Origin of the sequence: Flagellimonas okinawensis, assembly GCF_029194005.1 — a bacterium.
Classification (GTDB): Bacteria; Bacteroidota; Bacteroidia; order Flavobacteriales; family Flavobacteriaceae; genus Flagellimonas; species Flagellimonas okinawensis.
The window spans coordinates 1-15,441 of the sequence record NZ_JARFVA010000012.1 but is presented as its reverse complement, the minus strand read 5'-3'; the positions used below and the strand labels follow the sequence as shown (position 1 = coordinate 15,441).

Annotated in this window: 16 protein-coding genes and 1 pseudogene; 11 read left to right on the top strand and 6 right to left on the bottom strand. The window is 44.1% G+C overall.

Annotated features, from left to right (window positions below):
• Positions 1 to 67: 67 nt before the first annotated feature.
• The 4 genes from PY091_RS18620 to PY091_RS18605 form a co-directional block, all read right to left on the bottom strand.
• Positions 68 to 1,081: a lipocalin family protein gene (locus PY091_RS18620; protein WP_275650981.1), complete on the bottom strand. Its 1,014-nt coding sequence runs from the start codon at positions 1,079 to 1,081 to the stop codon at positions 68 to 70.
• Positions 1,082 to 1,363: 282 nt separating this feature from the next.
• Positions 1,364 to 2,434 carry a lipocalin family protein gene (locus tag PY091_RS18615; protein WP_275650980.1) on the bottom strand — a complete coding sequence of 357 codons (1,071 nt, stop codon included), beginning with the start codon at positions 2,432 to 2,434 and terminating at the stop codon, positions 1,364 to 1,366.
• 75 nt (positions 2,435 to 2,509) lie between these two features.
• Positions 2,510 to 2,902, bottom strand: coding sequence for a hypothetical protein (locus tag PY091_RS18610; protein WP_275616852.1), 393 nt, complete (start codon positions 2,900 to 2,902; stop codon positions 2,510 to 2,512).
• Positions 2,903 to 2,913: 11 nt separating this feature from the next.
• A complete protein-coding gene (locus PY091_RS18605) occupies positions 2,914 to 3,342 on the bottom strand; it encodes a hypothetical protein (RefSeq protein ID WP_275616853.1) in 429 nt (142 codons plus the stop codon).
• 523 nt (positions 3,343 to 3,865) lie between these two features.
• Between PY091_RS18605 and PY091_RS18670 the strand changes: the two genes are divergently transcribed.
• The 9 genes from PY091_RS18670 (at position 3,866) to PY091_RS18560 (ending at position 12,402) form a co-directional block, all read left to right on the top strand.
• Positions 3,866 to 4,759, top strand: a complete 894-nt coding sequence (locus PY091_RS18670; protein ID WP_275616854.1) for an AraC family transcriptional regulator — start codon at positions 3,866 to 3,868, stop codon at positions 4,757 to 4,759.
• 203 nt (positions 4,760 to 4,962) lie between these two features.
• On the top strand, positions 4,963 to 6,084 hold the full coding sequence (locus PY091_RS18595) for a muconate/chloromuconate family cycloisomerase (protein ID WP_275616855.1): 1,122 nt from the start codon (positions 4,963 to 4,965) through the stop codon (positions 6,082 to 6,084).
• 9 nt (positions 6,085 to 6,093) lie between these two features.
• Positions 6,094 to 6,384, top strand: coding sequence for a muconolactone Delta-isomerase family protein (locus tag PY091_RS18590; protein WP_275616856.1), 291 nt, complete (start codon positions 6,094 to 6,096; stop codon positions 6,382 to 6,384).
• Positions 6,385 to 6,432: 48 nt separating this feature from the next.
• On the top strand, positions 6,433 to 7,353 hold the full coding sequence (gene catA, locus PY091_RS18585) for a catechol 1,2-dioxygenase (protein ID WP_275616857.1): 921 nt from the start codon (positions 6,433 to 6,435) through the stop codon (positions 7,351 to 7,353).
• 121 nt (positions 7,354 to 7,474) lie between these two features.
• On the top strand, positions 7,475 to 8,254 hold the full coding sequence (gene pcaD, locus PY091_RS18580; protein ID WP_275650979.1) for a 3-oxoadipate enol-lactonase: 780 nt from the start codon (positions 7,475 to 7,477) through the stop codon (positions 8,252 to 8,254).
• Positions 8,255 to 8,267: 13 nt separating this feature from the next.
• Positions 8,268 to 9,611 carry a 3-oxoacid CoA-transferase gene (locus PY091_RS18575; protein ID WP_275616859.1) on the top strand — a complete coding sequence of 448 codons (1,344 nt, stop codon included), beginning with the start codon at positions 8,268 to 8,270 and terminating at the stop codon, positions 9,609 to 9,611.
• Positions 9,608 to 10,102, top strand: coding sequence for an FUSC family protein (locus tag PY091_RS18570; RefSeq protein ID WP_275616860.1), 495 nt, complete (start codon positions 9,608 to 9,610; stop codon positions 10,100 to 10,102). The genes PY091_RS18575 and PY091_RS18570 overlap by 4 nt, the downstream gene beginning before the upstream one ends.
• Positions 10,103 to 10,115: 13 nt before the next feature.
• A complete protein-coding gene (locus PY091_RS18565; RefSeq protein ID WP_275616861.1) occupies positions 10,116 to 11,321 on the top strand; it encodes an acetyl-CoA C-acyltransferase in 1,206 nt (401 codons plus the stop codon).
• 472 nt (positions 11,322 to 11,793) lie between these two features.
• Positions 11,794 to 12,402, top strand: coding sequence for a glutaredoxin domain-containing protein (locus PY091_RS18560; protein WP_275616862.1), 609 nt, complete (start codon positions 11,794 to 11,796; stop codon positions 12,400 to 12,402).
• Between the two features lie 33 nt (positions 12,403 to 12,435).
• Here the strand turns inward: PY091_RS18560 and PY091_RS18555 are convergent, their stop codons facing one another.
• Entirely contained in the window at positions 12,436 to 13,548 is a 1,113-nt protein-coding gene (locus PY091_RS18555; RefSeq protein ID WP_275616863.1) for a hypothetical protein, read from the bottom strand.
• A gap of 43 nt (positions 13,549 to 13,591) precedes the next feature.
• The gene (locus PY091_RS18550) at positions 13,592 to 14,296 is read right to left on the bottom strand and encodes a hypothetical protein (RefSeq protein ID WP_275650978.1); all 705 of its coding nucleotides are present in this window, start codon (positions 14,294 to 14,296) and stop codon (positions 13,592 to 13,594) included.
• A gap of 300 nt (positions 14,297 to 14,596) precedes the next feature.
• On the opposite strand from PY091_RS18550, the gene PY091_RS18545 reads away from it, so the two are divergent.
• The gene (locus tag PY091_RS18545; protein WP_275650977.1) at positions 14,597 to 14,899 is read left to right on the top strand and encodes a hypothetical protein; all 303 of its coding nucleotides are present in this window, start codon (positions 14,597 to 14,599) and stop codon (positions 14,897 to 14,899) included.
• A gap of 273 nt (positions 14,900 to 15,172) precedes the next feature.
• Positions 15,173 to 15,441, top strand: a pseudogene (locus tag PY091_RS18540) (HTH domain-containing protein); the annotation flags it as partial.

Here is a 15,441-nt window from a genome sequence, read left to right as displayed (position 1 = left end):
AGAAAGACGGGTTGAATTTATAAAAATCCAACCCGGTCAGACATTTTATGAGGAGATACACGGAGAATCAGAACATTCTGTCCTTGTTCCAGTTGCCCACCATTTCAACAAGGTTATAGCCTGTTACGGGTTTTCCCCTGAAAGTTCCGGTAATATTGCATAAGCCTTCGTATTTAGGTAAAATGTCAGAAGGTACCTCCTGTTCTTTTTTGATTGCCCTTACGATCAGTTCAGCCTCCAGTTCGGGTATCTTGACGACCCAATTGGTCGGATAGCGTTGCCCCATAGGGCTTATCCAGAACTCGCTTGCAGATTCGGCAAGAGGTTCGACATTTGCAACGATATGGGAACCATCCGGTTCTGCCATGGTCACCCAGCTGGATTGCTTTCCATAAAGATAGATATCCCATAAACCCAATACATCTCCGTTATCGAGTGTAAGGTTCATCCATGTCCAGTACATGTCCTGTTCCTGAAAGGTTCCTTTCATTGGCTTTTCTTTGTTTCCAAAGAAATCATGGCGCCAGAACCATTGCCTGTCATACCATGTTTTGCCAAAAACCTTATGTGTCTCGCCGTTGAAGTTTAAAGTGCCACTGCCCAATCCTTTGGTTACGGAGTATTGCCCTGTGGGAATATTGCCCACAAAATCGAAGACCCCGGTCCCTCCGTTGTAGATGACCTCCCCGGGAAACTGCATATCGAGTTCCACCGAGCCCCAGTCGAAATTGGCAGAGGCCTTGATGGCGTGCAAATTCCCACTTATCTTGCTATTGGGCATTTCAATGTACATGCTGTCGGTTTCGTAGGTCACCTCATCCTCCGAATGTATGATCTCATCACTTTTAAAGGTGCCGTTGTCTATATCGAACACATTGAAAATACTTAGAAATTTTCGTGGAACCCCAGCTGGTGCCGGTACTTCGAGTTGGTGGATAAGAATATTGAACTTGCGGCCCTGGTCAGTTTGGACATCGGCAATGGCAAAGAAGGAATTGGTGCCCATCTCGGGTTTAAAGGCCAGATCACGTTCGGCGTCTATCAAATGGGGGATACTTAATTTTCTTGAACCTGTTTTCATTTTTACTGCTTTTAAAGATTATACTTTAAAAGTAAAAAGCATTAGGGCCACATTTTTTGACATAAGTCAAAAACGGATGCTGCCCCTGATCCTGCTCAATGTTTCTTGGCTGATGTTCAAAAGATTGGCAATATGCTAAAAAATTACTCTTGCCGCCTTCTTTACTCCTGGCTTTTTGCTTTTAAAAGTTTTAGCCCCGCATACCGAAAGAAAAAGCGCAGGATTTAAATCCTGCGCCTTTCAAATGTTTATCGGACAACTATAAGACAAAATTAAAATTTGTTATCCTTTGCTCCAATTTCCAACCATTTCAACCAGGTTATGACCCGTTACGGGTTTTCCCCTGAAAGTTCCGGTAATGTTAGCAAGACCTTCATACCTAGGGAGCATATTAGAAGCAACTTCCTGTTCTTTCTTAATAGCTTTAACAGTTAGTTTGGCATCTAATTCAGGTATATCCACAATCCAGTTTGTGGGATAGTGTTGCTTTTTAGGGCTAATCCAATACTCACTGGCCAATTCGGCAAGAGGTTTGATGTTTGCAACAACATGAGAACCGTCCGGCTCAACGAGGGTTACAAAACTGGAGTGATTTCCATAAAGGTGGATATCCCATAAACCCATTACGTGGCCATTATCCAAAGTAAGGTTCATCCAGGTCCAGTGCATATCCTGTCCTTGAAATTCCTCTTTTTTCACCATTGTTTCTTTATTTCCATCAAGGTCTTTAATCCAAGACCATTGCCTGTCAAACCACGTTGTCCCAAAAAACTTTATCTCTTCGCCTTCTAAAGTTAACGTACCGCTGCATAACCCATTGACAATGGAATACTGACCTGTAGGAACATTTCCGAAAAAATCAAACACCCCGGTTCCTGCGTTGTACATTACCTGCCCCGGAAACTGCATATTTAAATCTAGAGATCCCCAATCACTATTAGCTGAAACGTGCATGGTATGTACATCCCCACTTATTATACTGTTAGGTGTTTCTACATACATTCTGTCAGTTTCATATCGTATTTCATCTTTCATAACGGAAAGGCTGTCTATTTTTAGTTCTTCCGGGAGATTGCAAGCATAAAGATATTCCAGTTCCCTTTTTTCATGTTCTGGACCACCGGAGAGTGTATATAGGTTTGGGCAAGCAAAAGTATCTGGGCTGATGACTTTTCCCTCAACATCTGTGAAGGTTGCCACAATGTCGTTTGTTTCTTCCAATACTTCACATGCTTCGATGTCCATTAAAAGTTTGACAGGAACTTCATCGGATTGCCCACTACATGAAAAAATCAAGAATGTCAGTGGCCATGGAGGGTGTTTTTTAAAGAGAAGTCTTTGTACTGTATCCATTGATTTCTTTACTACGTTGTTGTCTTTATGTTAAAGGGAGCTATATATTGCTGCTCAATCTTTGATGAAATCCAATTAGTCGGCCAACCCGTACTTGAAACCCAACCTCTCCATTTTTTCAACATAGGTTTCGTCAACTTCCACTCTGATGACCGTTCCCGAAGGGCATCCACATGAATCACATGTGACCATGCCGTCGGTCAACATATATGCGAATTCCCAAATTCTAAATTCATCGATGCCATTATCGAAAAGATATCCCGTTAAGGCCTCACGAACTGTATTTTCGTCATCACTTTCCTTGGTACCCCAAGGATCATTACATTTGGTCTCTTGCCAATACAGGAGTATCCCGTTATCCAGTGCGTCGGAACCAGAGCAAGAAAAAAGTATGACGGCCAACAAACAAAGTAAGATGGGATACATCAGTATTCTTTTCTCCTTTATGTGTAGTGCTCTTGAACCCATAGGTATTATATTTAATCCTTTTTGCGAAAATGCATGGTGCTTTGTGTCCCGTAATGAAAGATAAGTTCGTCCTCGGATAGTGAAATGGGGATGTGAAATGCCCTTTCTGTGTAAAGATCGACCAAGGACTCCCGGAACCTGACCTCCCATAGGGAACCGCCCACTTTAGTGATGCCATAACTGAGGATCAGTATTTTGTTCTCAAGGGCATATGAGCCACCGGCTATGGTATTGAACCCGATCTTTCCTGCCAAGGTTCCGTTTGCGAACGTAAGTACAGTCGTTTCTTCCTTTGGCACGGAAAGAGTACCTTCGTCTAAATCATCATAGTATTCCAATTGCCAAGTTCCGGATAGGCTGTCCCAGGTTGACAAATTATCGTCGTTGGAACAGGATGTAACAAAGAGAACCATAAATAGGGGCAAAATTTTTGCGACCATTCTATTTTTTTAGAAATATGATGGGTATTTGAGCGTTGGGTTGCCTTGGGTCGGTTTACCATATTGTTAATTTTTTTATATTACCGAAACCTTGAATGTAAATGTCCGTGAATCCAACAATGGGGTTATTATTTTTGGAAAAGATAAGGCAAATGGGGTGGTGAATGCCCTTTGCTGTTGAATGAACTCAAACAGTGTCAGGGACTGTCCATGGGAAAACCTGACTATCCTTCCCAAGAACTCTCTCGAACCCAACCTTTGTGGATGTGACCAAGTCAAGGCAACCTAGGTTAGAAACCCCAGTAGTTGAAACAGGGTTGAGTCACACAAAAAAATAGCTCTGTCAAAATGGGCTTAGATTATTGCACAGACATTGTACAGAAATTGATGAAGTGTGGATTCGGAAAAACGATTGCTCATCCCTTTGTAGTTTTTAAAATATGGGCTATGTAATGTATATTAAATAAATGCAGACTTTATATTTGGGGTCAATTCCCAGCATCAATCTTTTTAATGTACAGCAGTGAAAAAAAAACTTTTTTATGACGGGATTTATGGGGAAGATTCCATTGAGTTTATCCGTGAAATAATACATGTGACCACTTTGGAGAGTGTTCTTCAACGGTATCATGGCGTTATAAAAAACCATGTACACGGCAATCTTTTCCAAGTTTTTTTACTGGAGGAGGGCTCCCTATTGCTCTCCGTTAATGACGAGACCATCGAGATCAATGGAACCAGTTTTTTTGCCATTCCTAGAAACGTATTGCATGGCATGTTGGTAAAGGAGGAAATCAAAGGTTGGGTAATTACTCTTTCGGATATGGCCATAGAACGTATGTTGGCCTTGGATACCGATATCATTTTTGATATCGAGACCATTACCATTGCCAAGTTCGATTTTGAGGACCTGCTTTTTGAACATTTGTACACCACCATGCACAAGTGTATCAACGAGTTCAACAATGATCTTCCAGGAAAGGATTTTGCCCTCGAATATCTCGTTGGCATGCTCTTGATCCGACTGTACCGTATTCCCAAAAAAGGGAAACTAACGATTATTTCTTCAGACAATGCATACAATATCTATTATCGAAGGTTTTTACAGCTCATCAGCGAGATGAACAATTTTAAATATCCTATTGAAGGGTATGCGGAACAGTTGTCCATATCTGCAGGACACCTCAATAGAATCTGTAGGGAAGTGTCCGGTAAATCCCCCAAGGATATTGTTATAGAGCACTTCTTGGATGAAGCTAAGGTGAGACTGGCCATTTTTGAGACCTCAATTGCAGAAATCTCCTTTGGACTGGGATTTGAATCCCCCAACTATTTTTCGCGTCTTTTTAAAGCCAAATTGGGACTGACGCCACGCGATTACAGAAAAAAAATCGGGACGAAGAACGTTCAGGATTAGGCATTTCCAATTTTCAACAATTCACTTTTTGAACATTTTATACTTTTTTTAATATTAAATGATTGATTTGTGCTATTAATGTTTTGAAAAGATAATTTCTATTGCACCATTTTCTTCAATTTTGTTCAGTATTGACAAATAATCCACTCCATAATTACCAATCGCATAATTATTTATATGCGTATTTAACGTTATATCAAAAAATGACATATCCTAAAATTGAAAGAATCGAGACCTGTATTGTAGATCTCCCGACCATACGACTCCATCATTTATCCATGACGGTCATGAAGAAGAACAGTTTTGTGATTATCCGATTGTTCTGTAGTGATGGAGTGGAAGGTATAGGGGAGTCCACCACCATTGGGGGGCTAAGCTATGGGGAAGAGTCTCCGGAAGCTATGATGGTCAATCTCAACACCTATTTTATTCCACTTCTCCTGGGTATGGATGCCACCAACATCCACGCTATTATGAACAAGTTGGAGAAAAACATCAAAGGGAACCCGATTACCAAATCTGGCATAGAGACTGCTTTGTTGGATGCCCAGGGAAAACGCTTGGGCGTTTCTGTCTCGACCCTACTGGGAGGTTCACAACACACCGCACTGGATGTTCTTTGGACGTTGGCCAGTGGCGATACTGAAAAGGACATTGCCGAAGCGGAAAAATTGATAGCGGAGAATAGACACAACACCTTTAAGATAAAGACGGGATGGCAAACTGATAACAGGGCCGTTGAACATGTGATCGCCATTAAAAAGGCATTGGGTGCTCGGGCCAAGGTTACAGTGGATGTCAATCAGGCTTGGGATGAAGGTACGGCCAAGATTTATATCAAAAAGTTGCAGGAAAATGGCATCGACCTTATAGAGCAGCCGATAAACAAGGAGAATTTTGAAGGTCTGGCACGACTCACCCAAACATTTGAAGTACCTATTATGGCAGATGAGTCGCAGCGCACGTTAACCGATGCATTTCAATTGGCAAAAATAAGGGGAGGCAGTGTTTTTGCCCTTAAGATTGGAAAGTCAGGTGGTCTGTACAATGTCTTGAAAGTAGCGGCCATTGCCGAAGCTTCGGATATTGGATTGTACGGGGGCACGTTGTTGGAAGGTTCCATTGGAACCATTGCTTCGGCACATGCGTTCAGTACACTCAAAAATTTGAGTTGGGGCACTGAACTGTTCGGACCACTATTGCTTACGGATGATATCATCAAGACCAAGTTGGACTATTCCAATGGCACATTAAGTATACCTACCGGGCCTGGTCTTGGTCTTGAACTGGATGAAGACAAACTGAATCAGTATAAACGAAAATAATAGAAGACTATGCTTTACTGTGTTGAAATGGATGTGCACATCCCAGAAACTTGGAGTGAGGAAAAATTAAAGGACTATATCACCAGGGAACAGCAAACATCCCAGAAATATCAGAAATCTGGTAAATGGGTATACCTGTGGAGGGTTGCAGGACAATATTCGAACATAAGCATCCTGGATGTTGAAAGTCCGGACGAGCTACACCAAATACTTACCGAATTGCCGCTTTTCCCCTATATGACCATGAAGGTGAAAAGCCTATGCAAGCATCCCAATGCCATTCGGGAAACTATGTTATAAACAAACAAAGACGAATACAAATGCATATTAACACTAAAAATTACTAAGATGAACAAAGAAGCAATTGATGCGGTACTGGCAGAAATCCTATCCAAGGAAAAGGTTGGGGAAGGGAATGAAAGAATAAAGGAAATCACGAACAGGTTGTTGAAAGATTTGTTTTATGCCATTGCAGAATTGGATATCACTGCAGAGGAAGTGTGGAAAGCCTGTGATTGGATTGCCGAAGTTGGCAAGAAAAATGAAATAGGATTGGTGGCCGCTGGAATCGGGTTGGAACATTTTCTGGATGAAAAAATGGATTGGGAAGATGCCCAAGCAGGTATCGAGTTGAAAACCCCACGAACTATTGAAGGACCATTGTATGTGGCGGGAGCACCTGAATCTTTGAGCTATGCCGAATTGGAAAATGAGCCAAATCAAGGGGATGAGTCACTTTACATGCAAGGGGAGGTACTGGATGAGGAAGGCAACCCCATAGAAGGTGCTTTGGTAGAAGTGTGGCATTGCAACCAATTGGGGTTGTATTCCTACTTTGACAGTAGCCAGTCCGACTATAATCTTCGCAGGGCCATTAGAACAGCGGCAGATGGGAAATACCAGTTCAAATCATTCTTGCCCGTTGGGTATTCGTGCCCCCCGGAAGGACCTACGGATAGATTGATGACAGCATTGGGGCGCCATGGTTCCCGACCAGCACACATCCATTTCTTCATTACGGCTCCCGGATACAGAAAATTGACCACACAGATCAATATTGAAGGAGACCCATTGACCTATGATGATTTTGCCTTTGCCACCAAAAAAGACTTGGTGCCCCCGGTAAAGCATCTTTCATTGGAAGAGGCCAAAGCCATGGGCAAAGACGAACCATTCGCCTCCATCGATTTTAACTTTCACATGGTGAAGGACAGTGAGAAGATTGCGCCAGGTGAAAACCACAGAACCCGTGCTTCCATCGCTTCCTGAGGTTGGGATAAAGCACCGATAATTGTAAAAGTGAACTACCGAAGGTGGATGCCCATCTTCGGTAGTTCATTTGAAGAAACCATGATCAAAAGAATTACCAAAATCAAAAAGTATTCAAACAATGGAGATTGCAAAAATCAATAACACCAAGGTTCATTTCCATTACGAGGACAATGGGCATAAAGAAGTGCTTATTTTCTCCAATTCGTTGGGTTGTAACCTTTCCATGTGGTCTGAGCAAATCGCCTATTTGAAAAACCATGTGAACCTTCTGACCTATGACACACGAGGGCATGGAAAATCTGAGGTGACTCCTGGAGAATACACCACGGAACTGTTGGGAAAGGATGTTCTTGCCTTGGCAGACCGTTTGCACATTGAAAAATTCAGTTTTTGTGGGTTATCCATGGGTGGACTCATCGGCCAATGGTTGGGAATCCATGCAGGGAATCGACTCAACCGTTTGATCCTAGCCAATACGGCTGCCAAGATTGGAACGGAAACAGGCTGGAATGACCGTATCGCATTCGTGAAAAAAAATGGCATGGATTCCTTGGCGGAAGGCAGTAAGGAGCGTTGGTTCACAAACGAATTCAGGAGCAGCCATCCAGATATTGTACAAGATTTGGCCAATCAAATAATTCATATCGATGTCAACGGATATATGGGCAATTGTGCCGCGGTCCGCGATGCTGACTTTAGGGAAGACCTTAACCAGATAGTTTCCAAAACCCTTATCATAAGTGGGAACAAGGATGAGGTCACTACGGTGGAGCACGGCAAATTTCTTGAAAAAGGAATACCCAATGCTACCCATGTTCAGGTAAGGGCGGCTCATTTGTCGAATGTGGAAAAGGCACAGGAATTTTCAGAGCAAGTGCTCCAATTCATTCAAAAATAATGATCAAAATTTAATGAAACATACACCACAAATCAGTTTGGAAGAAGCAGTGGCACTGGTAAAAAACGGTGACACCTTATTGCAGGGGGGGTTTGGAATGACAGGAAACCCAGTGCATCTGATGCATGCATTGGCCGAGACGGATACAAAGGATATCACATTCATAGGAAACAATGTTGGGGAGCCCGGACTGGGTGGAGGCAGGTTGCTTCGCAATGGCCAGATTAAAAAAATGGTAGGCTCCTTTTTTACCAGTAACCCAGAAGCGGTGGAAGCCGCCCAATCCGGCAAAGTGGCCTATGAGTTGATTCCTCAAGGGACTTTGGCCGAAGCGATTCGAGCCGGTGGGGCTGGAATAGGTGGGTTTTACACCCCCACTTCGGCAGGGACACTATTGGCAGAGAACAGGGAAACCAAAACCATAAAAGGGGTGGAACAAGTTTTTGTGGAAGGTATTCGGGGAAACGTGGCCTTTATCCGGGCATGGAAAGCCGATAAAATGGGAAACCTCCAATATCGGCTAACAGAACAAAATTTCAACAAGGCCATGGCTACCGCGGCCGACTTGGTCATTGTGGAAGTGGAGGAAATCGTGGAGATCGGTGAATTGGATCCCAATCAAATCCACACCCCTGGCTGTTATGTGGATTATCTGGTACAGGCTACACTGACAATGGACGACCTGGGTTCATCCGCAGATGTGGGTATTGCCAAAAAAGTAAGTGAAGCCCGTATGGATATGGCCAAAAGAGTCCTTAAGGAACTCCAAAAAGGGGATGTGGTCAACTTGGGAATCGGCATACCAACTTTGGTGGCGGATTTGATCTGGCCAGAAGACGATATCAACCTTCATACCGAAAATGGAATGCTCGGGGTTGGCCCGGCGCCCATGGATGGTGGGGCATTGGACTATCCTGTGAATGCAGGGAAGATTCCCGTGACCGCCCTACCGGGAAGTAGCTACTTTGATAGCTCCGAATCTTTTGGCATGATCAGAGGAAAACATGTCGATGTTGCCGTGATGGGAGGGCTGCAAGTGGACGAGCATGCCGATTTGGCCAACTGGGCCGTACCGGGAAAACCTTTGTTGGGGGTAGGGGGCGCCATGGATTTGGCGTCTGGGGCCAAAAGGCTCATCATTACTATGACCCATACCAATAAGGATGGTTCGCCCAAGGTGGTACCCCAATGCACTTTACCCTTGACTTCAAAAGGTTCTGTGGATATGATTATCACGGATAAGGCAGTTTTTGAATTTATAAAGGGAATGTTGGTATTGATCGAAATCATGCCGGGGGCCACTTTGGAAGAGGTTCGTGCACTTACATCCGCTACATTTGTGGAAAAACTTGCATGATGAAACCTTTGAGTAGCGTATCCAAGAATTTCGATAGATCGTTCTTTATTTATCTGACCCGATGTATCATAGGTTTTTTGATAGGCTATTATTTAATGATCGCCTTTTCTTCCGAAGATTTCTTTTGGGCGTTGCTTTCCATCATCTTGGTGATACCACCAGAGGGAAGAAAGTTGGCCCCAAAGCTGACAAAGGAGAGGGTGATCTCCAATTTTATAGGGTCCCTTTCGGGGTTGACCGTATTTTTTATAAATATTGATTATGTAGCAAAGGTGGTATTGGGGATTGTGGTCACCACCATCATTTGCAAGTTGTTCAAATTGATGCAAGTCGTGCGTCCGGCCATTGTGGCGCTGCTTATCATTTTGATCGAACATCCTGGTAGTATCATATCCCCGTTCGAACGATTTGTCACTGTGCTGATAGGCTGTCTTATAGGGCTATCCGTAACATTGATTACCTCGTTCATTATTCGAAAAACAAGAATTTGACAAAGTACTTATAATGGAAGAAGCATATATTATAGACGGTATCAGGACACCGATCGGCAGTTTTCGTGGCACCTTATCGCCCATTCGAACAGATAATCTGGCAGCCATGGTCATCAAGGAATTGATGGAGAGAAACCCCGGGATACCAAAGGATAAAATAGATGATGTCATTTTGGGATGTCATAACCAAGCTGGGGAGGATAACCGTAACGTGGCGCGTATGGCCCTTTTGCTGGCAGGACTTCCGCACACGGTTCCCGGGGAGACCGTCAATCGCCTCTGCTCCTCCGGTATGTCCAGCATTGTACATGCTGTACGTGCCATAAAAGCGGGCGATGGGGATATCTTTATCTCGGGAGGGGTGGAACACATGACCCGTGGACCTTTGGTGGTATCCAAATCTTCCAGGGCCTACGGCAATGATTCCCAGATGTACGATTCTAGTTTTGGTTGGCGGTTTGAGAACCCAAAGATGGAGGAAATGTACGGGACCGATCCTATGGGCATCACCGCGGAGAACTTGGTGGACCAATATGGGATTTCAAGGGAAGACCAAGACCTGTTCGCCTACAATTCCCAGATGAAGGCCGTTGCCGCCCAAAAGAACGGGCGATTGGGAGAGGAAATCATGCCAGTGGAGATCCCACAAAGAAAAAAGGATCCCATTATTTTTGACCGGGACGAGTTCATTAGGCCCGATACGACACCCGAAGGGCTTTCCAAATTACGTCCAGCCTTTAAGGCAGACGGGACCGTCACGGCGGGCAATGCCTCGGGACTGAACGATGGGGCAGGAGCCATATTCGTGGCATCCGGAAAAGCTGTAGGGTTGTATGGGTTGAAACCCTTGGCCAGGGTAGTGGCATCCGCAGTGGTAGGGGTGGAGCCAAGGATAATGGGCATCGGACCTGTGTTGGCCACCAAAAAGGTTTTGGACAAAGCAGGTCTGACACTGGATCAAATGGATGTCATCGAACTCAACGAGGCATTCTCGGCGCAGAGTCTGGCCTGTATCAGGGAATGGGGGTTGCATGATGATGATCCCAGGATCAATAGCAACGGAGGGGCCATTGCCATAGGGCATCCTTTGGGCATGACCGGAACAAGAATCACCTATACGGCAGCATTGGAACTTCAAAACCAACGGAAAAGATACGCATTGGCCACCATGTGCGTGGGCGTGGGCATGGGGTATGCCATTGTCGTTGAAAGGGTTTGATTGGCCATCTAAGTAAGCTAGTAAATAAAATACAAGTCATCTGGATGATTTTTTAGGACACCATTGGGCCAAGTCAAATAAATAGATAGAGTTACTGTTGATGAATAAGTAACGGGTCTCATAAAGGAACATGCTATAGAACAGTTTGGGCCTGGCCGCAAAGAATCCGCATCTAAAGTGGTTCGATCCGGTCAAGTATATTTTTATAGTCTTAGAGTTCACCAAGGATAAGGTAAGGGTCGATGTATATCAGGTCTGTACGGTGTACAGTACGGATTATACGTTGGATAAAGTATAGTTCAGACCAATGTCTTAGACCATAAAGGAGCTATGTAGGCGTATGATGGGTGTCATATGTTAATGATGGAATTTTACGTTTTGGTAACTGTCGGGAGACTTGTTTTTTTAGTAATTTAATCCAGTGCTTTATCAAACAACAATGTTGTGTCAACCTTACTGAAACCAATCCGATATGAAAACCTTTTTTGTCCATTTTGTTTTTCTTATGTCCGGTCTCTTGTCCTTCTCACAGGTCGCCGTGGAAATCCTTGAAGAGGAAACCCCGACACATGTGGTGTTCAAGGCGAAGAATACTTTGGATGAACCTGTTGAGATTACCTTTGAACTCAGTGAGGTCACCGGATTGGAACATGATGGGCAACCCATTGTAAAGCTCGTGGAGCCGCAAAAGACCTTATTGGTGGCCGAACTCAAAAAAATCGGGGGGCCTATAGGCTATGTCTACGGGTATAACCAGGTCCTAATGCCGGCCAAGATTTACGACCCCGAGGATTTCAAAAAGTTTGAACAGGGGATTGTGGTCTTCAGTAGGGATGGTTGTACACGATGTGCCTATACAACGGATTATCTAGTACAGAACAAGGTGGACTTTACCTTGTTCAATTTCACCCAACATCCCGAATATGGCGCCTATATGTGGGACAAGCTCAGGGAACAAGGGGTCATTGGCAACCAAGTGGGTACCCCCGTAATCATGGTGAACGGTCGGTTGAGTCATTCCCATGAGAACCTGAAACAGTTTGTCAGGACCTTGAAACAATCCCAACAGGGCCGCGAATAGGTATGTTGGGATTCCATATTTTTCCCTTTGGACCTAAAACTCGATTTGGTGGATGTTCAGGGAACTTTCATCGCTTCCAATGGGATTGTGGTACAGGGTATTGAGAACGTTCCAGAAATTGCCGTCCACTGCAGGGCCGTAGCCGAATCCCTCAAAATGTGCTCCCAGTCCAAGGGCATGACCAGTCTCGTGCACGACCAAGTCCAGATCGATTTCACTTTCACAGGCCGAAGAACCGATATGTACATACAGAACTGTATTGATACGGCCCGTTGCATCATAGAAGGGATCTTCGACCACACGGTATTTGATCAGGTAGGCATCCCGATCTTCATGGCTCCCACTGATCCATGCATTTGCCCCTATGGCCATTCCATTTGAATCAAACAGGGTCTTATTGTACAGTATGGTACAAATGGCATTCCCGTTGATGTCCTTGATCAGCTCATCTTCTTCGGCCTTGATACCGATCACCGCTCCATTGTCGTCGAAAATAAAGGGTGTGTCCTCCAAGATGTTGCCCACCGCATTACCGGCCTCGTCATAGGCCAAACCCACCATCGGATTGTCATGGCCTACGATGTTTCCCTCATTGTCATACTCAAAATATATGTTTTCAGAAGAGGATTCCGTGTCCCCTCCCTGGTAAGGATAACTGAACGTCCCAACACCAGCAGAAACATGTCCGCAATCAGTGGTCGGATTGGGCCCGGAAGCGGTCCCATCACTAAAAATCAGCCCCTTTGAAACATTTTCATTGGGTGTGTTGCCTATGCTTGTCCTATCGAACAAGGTCATTCCCAATTTATCCTCGATCGCGTCCAAGGCTTCCGTTGCAAAAGGTACAGTACCGATTTTTACCGGTATCAGGCCCTCATTTTCGATATCCCATCTTTTCAGTTTTCCATTGGTCAACTCGGAAAGGCCACACCCCGTTTGGTTGACATCGTCCTGATAATACCAAGGAAAACCGGATGTGTCAAGGTTTGTGGTGTTCAAGTTTTCCAAAATGCCGGATTCTCCCACGATCTCCGTGTCAAATCCGGTGTCATCATTATTGTCGTTGTCATCTTCCCCACTTCCGTCACAGGAGTTTAGGGAGAACGTCAATAATGATAGGGTCAAAATAGAAAGGTTGTTTTTCATTTGCTTTTTTTGGTTTAAAAAATATATTGAATTGTTTTTTGTTTCATTCCTCGGCCAAGTAGGCATCCCCTCCGATAAAGATCATCTTTGGGTTGGGTATGGCCGGATTTCCCTTTGCGCTGACAGCGAAGGAACGCTTTTCCTGTTTGCCATCCGAAAAATTTAATGTGATGATATGGTCTTCAATATGATAAGTTCCTGTATGGGCACTTTTTTCCCAAGTAGCTGCATTTGGCGTCAGGCCCCCCATGTTTTCCCCTTCTATAAAGTGTTCACCGTCAATGAATGTAACCTTTGAGATGGTCAGGGTACTCCCATAGCCTATATCAGTGGAACAGGTGTTCTGATAGATCCTAGCCAATTTCGGATTGGGCCGATAGGGAAAGGCAGGAAACCAATTTCCAGATCCCAATCCATAATCGTTCGTCCGTCCCTTATGGTCGGTCAAATAATAACGACCTCCTTTGAGCTCCCATTTTCCCCAAGCTTTCGGGCGATTACTCTTGGATGGGACCCTATCGAGGGAACCGACGGGCTCCGTTCCCACTTCCACATAGTCCCCATTGTCAAAAAGGACAATGGGTTCGAACGTAATGGAGACCGGATATCTAGAAATGGCCTTAAAGAACCATTCTTCCTTGGATTTTTGGTATCCCTGTGTATTTTCACTGTACTTTGCGGTATAGGCCCCGCAGATGACCATTATGAATGTCAGGAAGGTGAAAAAAAACAATCGTGGAGCTTTCATTATGTGCATTATTGATTGGATTTATTGAGGATTTTTCTGCAGTTCCAAAAAAGCGATAGACCAAAAACAGCAATGAAGTTATGGTATGGTGTAAGATAAAATGTAAACTAAATATTAAATTTTTCTGAAGGATTATCTCTTTTTACAATAATAAATTAGTTTGCGAAAACCCCATTAAAAAAATTGACTTGTTGTATCGGACAGGACCCAAAGTTGAAGAACTGTTCGGTTGGATTTTAATTTGGCCAAAATGAAAAGAAAACTTAAAAAAGGAAAGAGTTTATATTTCGGTAGAGTTGTATGTCCCCGGAACTGTTGTTGGAAAAATGGGGAAAGGAAATATGGAATATGACCAGAACAGTTTTTTGGGCCGCGGTAGGTACTGCTATTGCCAAAGGAACTGGTACTGTTTTAGCAATCAAAAGGGGGTACATGTTCGACCCGTATCTACTGGATACTTCATCTTTGCAACCGAAGGCATCGCCAGCGTTTATCGTATTGGGCACATCGATTCCCTTCTGTACAAACAACTGGGGTCAACTAGTTGCGGCAGTAATCCCCAAAAGTATTCCAGTCTTGGTCTATTGGGCGAATAAGAGGTAAGGATGCCTTGCAACAATGGACAGGAGGTTGTTCGGACATTAGGTCGAAAAAAGTTGTGAAGCAAAATAGTTTTAAATTTCCAATAGAAGACAATATTTTTACACTATGATAGGTAAGAATGGAAACGCCGGACATAGTGTACCACCCTCGCCGGGTTAAAGTGACCATAGCTGGCCGGACGAAAGTGACCCACCCGCGCCGGGCCAAAGTGGACCACCTTTAGATTAGATCTATCTGTAAAAAGTCTAAGTGCTTTTTTTGTTAAAAAGCACCATGGCGAACAAGCAGATAGACATGCGAAAAACAAAACTGATTTACAAACTGTACACCTCCGGCACTAGCAAACGGAGGATAAGCCAGCAATTGGGCATATCCCGTGTCACAATCAGGAAGTACATCGAATTCTTCAAGCGCTACCGTTTTACGGCCTACGAGGTGGAGAAGATGACCTTGGAGGAACTCCACAACCTTTTTAAGGACGGGCAAAAGCGCAAGAGCCAACGGTTGCTGACCTTAAGGCAGTACTTTCCCTATTTTGACAA